The sequence below is a fragment of the Anaerosporobacter sp. genome, from assembly GCF_965301125.1.
Genome location: NZ_CBDLAM010000167.1, coordinates 1,069 through 8,127, shown reverse-complemented (window position 1 = coordinate 8,127; position 7,059 = coordinate 1,069). Strand labels below are relative to the sequence as shown.

General features: G+C 35.0%; 9 protein-coding genes. 7 read left to right on the top strand and 2 right to left on the bottom strand.

Annotated elements, in window-relative coordinates:
• Window positions 1-28: 28 nt before the first annotated feature.
• From ACW2QF_RS15405 to ACW2QF_RS15380, 6 genes are all read left to right on the top strand, one after another.
• Complete coding sequence (locus tag ACW2QF_RS15405; protein WP_455716898.1) at window positions 29-502, top strand: hypothetical protein; 474 nt, start codon at window positions 29-31, stop codon at window positions 500-502.
• A 239-nt stretch (window positions 503-741) separates the two neighbouring features.
• On the top strand, window positions 742-1,341 hold the full coding sequence (locus ACW2QF_RS15400; protein ID WP_455716897.1) for an MptD family putative ECF transporter S component: 600 nt from the start codon (window positions 742-744) through the stop codon (window positions 1,339-1,341).
• On the top strand, window positions 1,341-2,024 hold the full coding sequence (locus tag ACW2QF_RS15395) for an energy-coupling factor transporter transmembrane component T (protein WP_455716896.1): 684 nt from the start codon (window positions 1,341-1,343) through the stop codon (window positions 2,022-2,024). Before ACW2QF_RS15400 ends, ACW2QF_RS15395 begins: the two co-directional genes overlap by 1 nt.
• Before the next feature lie 6 nt (window positions 2,025-2,030).
• Entirely contained in the window at window positions 2,031-3,434 is a 1,404-nt protein-coding gene (locus tag ACW2QF_RS15390) for an ABC transporter ATP-binding protein (RefSeq protein WP_455716895.1), read from the top strand.
• Between the two features lie 9 nt (window positions 3,435-3,443).
• Window positions 3,444-4,052 carry a hypothetical protein gene (locus ACW2QF_RS15385; RefSeq protein ID WP_455716894.1) on the top strand — a complete coding sequence of 203 codons (609 nt, stop codon included), beginning with the start codon at window positions 3,444-3,446 and terminating at the stop codon, window positions 4,050-4,052.
• A gap of 271 nt (window positions 4,053-4,323) precedes the next feature.
• Window positions 4,324-5,166, top strand: coding sequence for an AraC family transcriptional regulator (locus tag ACW2QF_RS15380; protein ID WP_455716893.1), 843 nt, complete (start codon window positions 4,324-4,326; stop codon window positions 5,164-5,166).
• Window positions 5,167-5,377: 211 nt separating this feature from the next.
• Here ACW2QF_RS15380 and ACW2QF_RS15375 read toward each other — a convergent pair whose 3' ends face one another.
• Both ACW2QF_RS15375 and ACW2QF_RS15370 read right to left on the bottom strand, forming a co-directional pair.
• Window positions 5,378-5,629, bottom strand: a complete 252-nt coding sequence (locus tag ACW2QF_RS15375) for a GlsB/YeaQ/YmgE family stress response membrane protein (protein WP_455716892.1) — start codon at window positions 5,627-5,629, stop codon at window positions 5,378-5,380.
• Window positions 5,630-5,674: 45 nt separating this feature from the next.
• A complete protein-coding gene (locus tag ACW2QF_RS15370) occupies window positions 5,675-5,899 on the bottom strand; it encodes a CsbD family protein (RefSeq protein WP_455716891.1) in 225 nt (74 codons plus the stop codon).
• Between the two features lie 418 nt (window positions 5,900-6,317).
• Here ACW2QF_RS15370 and ACW2QF_RS15365 point away from each other — a divergent pair, with 418 nt between their 5' ends.
• Window positions 6,318-6,962: a GntR family transcriptional regulator gene (locus ACW2QF_RS15365; RefSeq protein ID WP_455716890.1), complete on the top strand. Its 645-nt coding sequence runs from the start codon at window positions 6,318-6,320 to the stop codon at window positions 6,960-6,962.
• The last annotated feature ends 97 nt before the right edge of the window (window positions 6,963-7,059 follow it).

Genomic DNA, 7,059 nt, shown 5'->3' with positions numbered 1-7,059 from the left:
GAATTAATCATAAGGAGAAATGAGAACTATGTTTAAAAATGGATTTATAGCTCTGCTTATACATGGTATTATTAGTTTTATTTCATTTTTTATTTTTACTTTTATTATTAATAACATGAGTGCACTTGATGATAGTCAATTGGCTTATGGCATAGCGAGTAAAATAACAGCAGTTATTATTTGGCTAGGAGCTGCGTTTGCATATTTCATGTCAGGGAAAATATGTTTAAAATGGGATTTGACACGAAAGAGACTTAGCGTTTGGATAGTCTCTATTATTGGAATTTTTCTATGGATACTTACTTATTTTTTATCTAATGGTACTCTAGACGTCAGTCAAAATGTAAATTGGGCACCTTATTGTCTTTATAATGCATATTCATTTCCTTTTATGACTGTTTTTAATATAGATAATTCATATTATTTATTGCTTTTTGCTATAGTTCCAAGTGTACTAATTTGGTTAGGGATGAAACTAAATAACAATCTAGGTGAAAAATGATAATTAAAAGGTATAAAAAATGCACGCATCCCATGTTTGCAAGAATGTGTGCTAGGATAATCATAGTTGATAGGTTAATTGAAAAGTATCGCAAATCCTTAAATCAAGGGTTTGCGATTTTTTTTACTTTCAGCTGTGGTTGCTAGTTACTAACTAATAGGGAACAGGATATTGAAAATCAAAAATATTTATGATATTATTTTAAACAGTTAGTGTTTACTAACCATGAGGAGGTAACTATGAATACAACAAGAAAATTAACGATTCCTGATTTAATCTCTATCGGTGTGTTTACTGCACTTTATTTCATGCTAGTAGCAATTGCCACGTTTTCTTCGGCGGCTATTTTACCGGGATTGTCATATGTCTTACTACCAGCTGTATCTGCATTGATTTCCGGTAGTGTGTATATGCTGATGGTAGCTAAAGTACAGAAATTTGGTGGTATCACTGTTATGGGTGTAGTAATGGGGATGTTCTTCTTCACATCCGGGCATTTTGTATTGACGTTTGCGGCTAACATGGTATGTGGCTTAATAGCGGATTTTATTGCCTATAGTTGCAACTACAAAAAGAAAAGCATTGTATTGTTAAGCTATATCATCTTTTCGTATGGTCTGACAGGTCCAGTATTGCCTATGTGGTTTATGAAAGACAAATATGTAGCCAGTCTGGTGGAGAGAGGCAAAGATGCCGCTTATATAGAAGGGGTGTTCCAGTACATAAGTAACACAACTTTTATTGTTTGCATTGTAGCCATTTTCATTTGTGCCTTTATCGGCGGTGTGTTCGGACAGAAAATGATTAAAAAGCACTTTGTAAAGGCTGGAATTGTGTAATGAGTAGATTGAATCCACTGACAAAACTATATCTTTTACTATTGTCCAATATCATGTTGTTTGTTCATGTTGATACAGTGACAGAAGCCAGTATGACTACTCTCTTTATCTTACCGTTTTTCTTACATGGAAAGAGTCGAACTGGTATAAAATTATTTATTATATACTACGGTTGTTTGCTGACAGATATAGTTATATTACCTTTCGCTGATGGATTTATATTGGTGTTGCTGTCACTATTTGCAGTATCTATTAGAATGATGTTGCCATGTATTATTGCCGGCGCTTATGCTTTTTCGACTACCACAATCAGTGAATTTGTGTGCACAATGAGAAAGCTGCATATACCAGAATGTGTGATTATACCATGCATGGTTATTGTCCGCTTTTTCCCAACCATAAAAGAAGACTATATGCAGATAAAAAATGCTATGGCATTTCGCGGGATTGTTTCCGGTGGTGGTTCTATGCTTTTACGCCCTGTACAAACATTGGAATATGTGTTGATGCCACTGTTGATGAATGGGAATAATGTGGCACAGGATCTGTCTGTCTCTTCCTTGACAAAAGGTATCGGTCTAAAAGGGACACATACTTGTATGACACAGATAAAAATGAACCTACAGGATGTTATCTATATGGCCATATGCACCATGCCGCTGATTATATTTATAGCGAGGTAAAAGAATATGGAAAGCATTATTAAAGTAAAAGATATATTTTACAACTATATAAACAGTTGCGACAAGATTCTAGATAATGTTAATTTGGAAATTAACAAAGGTGAGTGTGTAATTCTGTGTGGTAAAAGTGGCAGTGGAAAAACTACACTCAGCCGTCTATTTAACGGTCTTATACCTAATTTTTTTGAAGGTGATTTAGTAGGAGACAGTACTGTGGCTGGGCTTATGTCTGGACAGAGCGAGATTGAAAACTATGTGTCTCATGTAGGCAGTGTTTTTCAAAATCCAAAAACTCAATATTTCAATGTAAACACTACTGCTGAACTGGCTTTTCCTTGCGAAAACAGTGGATATGAGCCGGAAATAATAGTTCAGCGTATCCTAGAAGTCAGCCAAGAATTTGGAATAGAACATCTATTAGACAGAAATATTTTTAGGTTAGCAGGTGGTGAAAAACAACGTATAGCTTTTGCAGCTGCCTGCATGCTGAATCCACAAATTCTGGTACTTGATGAACCTACGTCAAATCTAGATAGTAGTGCAATCGAAGATTTGAAAAATCTTATTATCAAAGAAAAAGACGCAGGTACCACAATTATCATTGCTGAACATCGCTTGGCATGGACAGTGGATTTTGCAGATAAATATATCTATTTCGACAGTGGAAAAGCGGTAAATGTATGGAGTAATTCTGAATTTCGTAGTCTTACAAACAAAACTTTAAATAATCTCGGAATGCGAGTATCAGACTTGACAGACGTGCAAAAAGCTGTAACGAAGAAGTGTATGGACAACAAACAGCAGAGAAACCCACTATTGAAAATCAATAACCTGTCTGTAGGATACAATAAGAAAAAATCTGTTTATCATATTGCTGACTTTTCCATACAGAAAGGCGAAATTATTGGCATTATGGGGCATAACGGCATCGGTAAAAGCACTTTTGGAAAAACCTTGTGCGGCTTGCTTAAGCCAATCAGTGGTCAGATTATATGGGCTGAGCGTCCTTTGAAGGCAAAGCAGTTGTTAAAGAAAAGCTTTCTGGTTATGCAGGATGTAAACTATCAGTTGTTTTCAGACAGCGTACGTGAAGAAGTATTGATAGGTGTAGACGATGACAGTCAATGTGATTATGTATTACAATCTCTTGGATTGGCTGAATATGCAGACAGACATCCTATGAGCCTATCCGGTGGACAGAAACAGCGTGTAGCTATTGCATCCGCTATACTGTCCGGTAAAGAGTTGATCATTCTAGATGAACCAACAAGCGGACTGGACAGATATCATATGGAACAAGTGGGAATTCTTTTACAAAATCTAAAGCATCAGGATAAAGCTATTATCGTAATTACCCATGATGAAGAGCTAGTAGCTGGCTGGTGTGACCGAGTAAAATACTTAAAATAGGAGAATATTATGAGTTTGAATAAAAAGCAATGGCTTGGCCAATGGGAGAATTTTGAAAATTATATATATAGCACTGACAGTGATATGATGCAGACATGGCATGAGGCAGAACAAATGTGTAAAGAGATTCCGGCTCTACAGAAAATGTTTGCTAACGGATGTAAAACTTTCTGGCAGACAGCTTGTAACAGCATAACCCCAACCAATCCAGTTCGTTTAGGCGGCTGGGATGTGACAGAAACCGAAAATGGTATTGCAATCCAATGGTTTGACCACGAAGGTAATGATCTTGGTAAAGCGGATTATGTATTGCAGGGAACCCTAGCAAAAGGACTGGAAGGTAAAGAAAACCTGAAACTATGTGCTGTAAACCCAGCTGAAAACTGGCCTTTTACATGTATATTGGCTATGGAACCAATGCCGGAAAGAGATGCTAAAAATCACGGAGACTATATCAGCCATTTTCATTTCCAGTTCAGCTCATCTTGGGATGAATTGATAAAAGAAGAAAAGCTGACTAATCCATGGTGGTATGCCACTTTGTGTGACGCAGAGACAACTAGTGTGCAGAAAATAAATGTTGTTCGTGGACTTCATAAAATGCCATTGATAAGATAGGATAGCTGACAGCCCCATTCCGAAAGAGTACGCTTTGGCGTACAGTATTTCCGGACGGGGCTGTTTGTGTTTTTGTGTCTGAAAATCATAAGTGAAGGATGTGGATCCAACCCAATCTTTTCCTATAGTGGATTGACTTCCTAAATAAGGAAAAGTATAATTAACCTAAATAATTTGCAATAATAAAGAAATTACGACCTACAAATTCTTGTAAATATTATCGGGTATTAAACAAAAAACTATATTATACTTTCATTGGAAGGAGAAACATATGGATACGTTTGAGAATATGAAAAATGCGATTGATTATATTGAAGATAATCTTGATGCTGAAATTGAATACGAAAGGATTGCACAAATAGCATTATGTTCCCAATATCACTTTCAACGCATGTTTACTTTCCTTATTGGCGTACCGCTATCTGAGTATATACGTCGTCGCCGATTAACGCTTGCTGCATTTGATTTGCAGAATAGTAATGAAAAAGTTATCGATCTTGCTTTGAAATATGGTTATAATTCACCTGACTCGTTTTCGCGTGCATTTATGGCAATGCATGAAGTTACGCCATCAAAAGCAAGAGAAAAAGGCATATCGTTAAAAGCGTATCCTCGTGTAACGTTCTCTTTATCAATAAAAGGAGTGGTTGAGATGAACTACAGAATTGAGAAAAAAGATTCATTTGTTGTTGTAGGTGTAAAACAGAGGTTTTCACATGTTGATGGTTTGGGTGAAAACATAGGGAAAATGTGGAGTGAAACGCCGCAAGAAACTATTTCGCAAATCGCTGAACTTGGCGACGGGTTAGTAGGTGTGTATAGTGGAATGTATGAAGATAATACAACTGATTACTATATTGCCACGATAACGGAAAAAGATTCTCCAAAAACTTTGTGCGAGCTTGTAATACCATCTCTTACATGGGCAATATTTGAGGTAGTTGGCCCTATGCCTACTGCAATGGCAGATATATGGGGACGAATTTTTTCCAAGTGGTTTCCCACATCTGGTTATGAGCATGCAGAAGCGCCAGAAATAGAATGGTACTCAAACGGTGACATGAGTGCATCTGATTACAAAAGCGAAATATGGATACCAATTATCAAAAAGTAATTTCAATAAGATATACTATTACACAAGAAACCGCCTTAGTGAGACTATAGGCGGTTTTACAAAGAGCCAGACGCAAAGACGCAGAGCCGATAACCGTGAGTGAAATCACAGTTGTCGGCTCGTTCTTTATATTATCTCCTGGTAGTTTTGAAATACTATTAGGACCTCAAATATCTATATTCTGGTATTTGAGGTTCATGCTTTATAAAGACTATTTCTTTGAAAAAGCATTTATAATCATTAGCAATATAACTGATCCAATAAATGATACGAGTAAACTCCATAGATTAAAACCTGTTACTCCGTACCCACCAAGTATATTAAATAAAAATCCTCCTAATAATCCACCTAAAATACCAACTATTATATTGCCTCCTAAGCCCATTTGTCTGTCATTACCTGTAAATATACTGGCTAGCCAACCGGCTATGCCTCCTATTATAATCCAACTTAATAATCCCATAGTCTCATCCTTTCTGTACAAAGTCTGTAGCTTTTATCGTTGATTTTATTTTTCCTGTTTATCTATATCCTTTTTATCAATAAAATCGTTTACTTTTTCTGCGGCCTTTTCTTTCAGGTCTTCCTTTAATTCTTTAGTAGTTTCTTTCATTTCACCGTGTATTTTTTGAAGCTTACCTTCTAACTCAAGTTGCTCTGAATTTATAACCTTTCCGGTAGCTTCTTTAATTGTACCTGCTATTTTATCAAGTTTACCATTTTCATTGTTCATATTTTCCTCCTATCTGCTGCCATATACAGCATAAAATGTGATGAAAGAAGATTGAAATGAGCACGTTACGCTTATTTTAAGGTTCTTTTCAGAGTGAAATTAACTATCATTCACTCTTTTCCCTATAGAGTAAATTTAAAAACATATAGATTAAAGATTATAAAATTTAATTTGATACAATCTTTCTTTAAGGCTATACCAATAAATTGATAAATTCAAGGTAAAAACGGGAAAAACTTTCTATTTGAGAATTATTTATCAATTAAAAGATAATTTATCTGTCATTTAGTACTTTTTTAAACTATTATATAAATTATAGTGCTTGAATTGCTATTGATAATTTTATAAAAAAATACTAATATATTACGTGTATGATACAATAAAATATCGTTAGGTATCTATTAAGGAGAGCAGCACGATGGAGAAAAAATCTAAATTAACAAGCCCAAGATATCAGCAAATAGCTACGGATATTGCAGCAAAAATAATGGATAAGAAATATAAGGTTGGAGATAAGGTATATACGCGTTCCGCTATAGCAAGTCAATATGGGGTTTCTGCCGAAACAGCAAGAAGAGCTATTAGTATCTTAGTAGACCTTGATATTGTAGAGAGTACAAAAGGTAGTGGAGTGGTCATAAAATCTTATGAAAAAGCAGTACAGTTTGTTCATCAGTATAATGATGTACAAACCATTCATGATTTAAAGAAAGATATCATAGGGAGTGTTAATAGACAATTAAAAGAGTTTGATTACTTCAATGAAAGTTTAACAAAATTAATTGATAAGATGGATCGATTTCGTTCAAGCAATCCTTTTGTGCCTTATGAAATTGAAATAACGGCAGATACGCCTCTCATAAGCAAAACTATCTCTGAAATGAATTTTTGGCACAATACATCTGCAACAATTGTTGCAATTAGAAGAAATAATGAATTGTTAAAATCCCCTGGTCCATATACAGTATTTTTACAAGATGATATTGTATATTATGTAGGAGATGAAAGGAGTACAGAGAGAGTTTATACGTTCGTTTATCCCGATAAAGAAAAAGAAAAATAGTTATGATATAAAAATGAATCTGATTGAATAAATAAGCATATTTTCCGAAAATTAAGGATATGTTTGATATTCTGTCAGATTTTTTGTTTGACAAAGT

What these genes read in the sequence shown, in the direction of transcription:
- ACW2QF_RS15405 (WP_455716898.1), top strand. Translation starts at nt 29, where the DNA reads ATGTTTAAAAATGGATTTATAGCTCTGCTTATACATGGTATTATTAGT.
- ACW2QF_RS15390 (WP_455716895.1), top strand. Translation starts at nt 2,031, where the DNA reads ATGGAAAGCATTATTAAAGTAAAAGATATATTTTACAACTATATAAAC.
- ACW2QF_RS15375 (WP_455716892.1), bottom strand. Translation starts at nt 5,629, where the DNA reads ATGGGATTATTAAGTTGGATTATAATAGGAGGCATAGCCGGTTGGCTA.
- ACW2QF_RS15385 (WP_455716894.1), top strand. Translation starts at nt 3,444, where the DNA reads ATGAGTTTGAATAAAAAGCAATGGCTTGGCCAATGGGAGAATTTTGAA.
- ACW2QF_RS15395 (WP_455716896.1), top strand. Translation starts at nt 1,341, where the DNA reads ATGAGTAGATTGAATCCACTGACAAAACTATATCTTTTACTATTGTCC.
- ACW2QF_RS15365 (WP_455716890.1), top strand. Translation starts at nt 6,318, where the DNA reads ATGGAGAAAAAATCTAAATTAACAAGCCCAAGATATCAGCAAATAGCT.
- ACW2QF_RS15400 (WP_455716897.1), top strand. Translation starts at nt 742, where the DNA reads ATGAATACAACAAGAAAATTAACGATTCCTGATTTAATCTCTATCGGT.
- ACW2QF_RS15380 (WP_455716893.1), top strand. Translation starts at nt 4,324, where the DNA reads ATGGATACGTTTGAGAATATGAAAAATGCGATTGATTATATTGAAGAT.
- ACW2QF_RS15370 (WP_455716891.1), bottom strand. Translation starts at nt 5,899, where the DNA reads ATGAACAATGAAAATGGTAAACTTGATAAAATAGCAGGTACAATTAAA.